This window comes from Planomonospora algeriensis (genome assembly GCF_977012225.1).
In genome coordinates this window covers 1-527 of record NZ_CDRNDK010001075.1, presented here as the reverse complement: position 1 = coordinate 527, position 527 = coordinate 1, and the positions used below count along the sequence as shown (strand labels likewise).

The 527-nt window shown below is 68.9% G+C and carries 1 protein-coding gene; it reads left to right on the top strand.

Annotated features, from left to right (window positions below):
* Window positions 1-288 precede the first annotated feature (288 nt).
* Window positions 289-513, top strand: a complete 225-nt coding sequence (locus ACWJ6R_RS37870) for a hypothetical protein (protein WP_449066788.1) — start codon at window positions 289-291, stop codon at window positions 511-513.
* The last annotated feature ends 14 nt before the right edge of the window (window positions 514-527 follow it).

Below are 527 nucleotides of genomic sequence, written 5' to 3'. Positions count from 1 at the left end.
ACGGTTTCGTCTCCTCGCGCGGTCGGCCGCTGCACCGGGTGCGGCCGCCCCATCTGGTCGGCCCGGGCGCTGCTCCACCGCAAGGGCAGCCAGTGCGGCACCGGCCGCGGCGCCGACCCCGCGGCCGGTGGGAAGTCGACGGGCAGACCGATCTATTCGAGGACGAAGAACAACATAAGAGATAGACGATGTAAAGGCCGCCGCATCGCACAACGACCGCCTTCCCTCATAAAATCGAACACTTGTACGCATGGCAACGCACCGGTCACAGCATGCGATCCTGGAAGCATGGTCGCTGCGAACGCCCCCATCGTCCCGCCGCCCGGCTACACCATGGCCGACCTCGACACCTGGTCGTACGCCTGCGCCGCTGGCGCGCACGACGAATGCAAGGGCAAGCGCCTCAACCCGGATCCCGACTGCGACGCCGACGAGATCAACCTGCCCTGCGACTGCGGCATCTGCTCCCACCAGCCGGCCAAGCGCGGCCGCCCCCGCAAGAACCCCGCCTAGCCGCCCCGCCCCGC

Excerpts from the sequence above, each read along its gene's own strand:
- ACWJ6R_RS37870 (WP_449066788.1), top strand. The coding sequence starts at position 289 with ATGGTCGCTGCGAACGCCCCCATCGTCCCGCCGCCCGGCTACACCATG.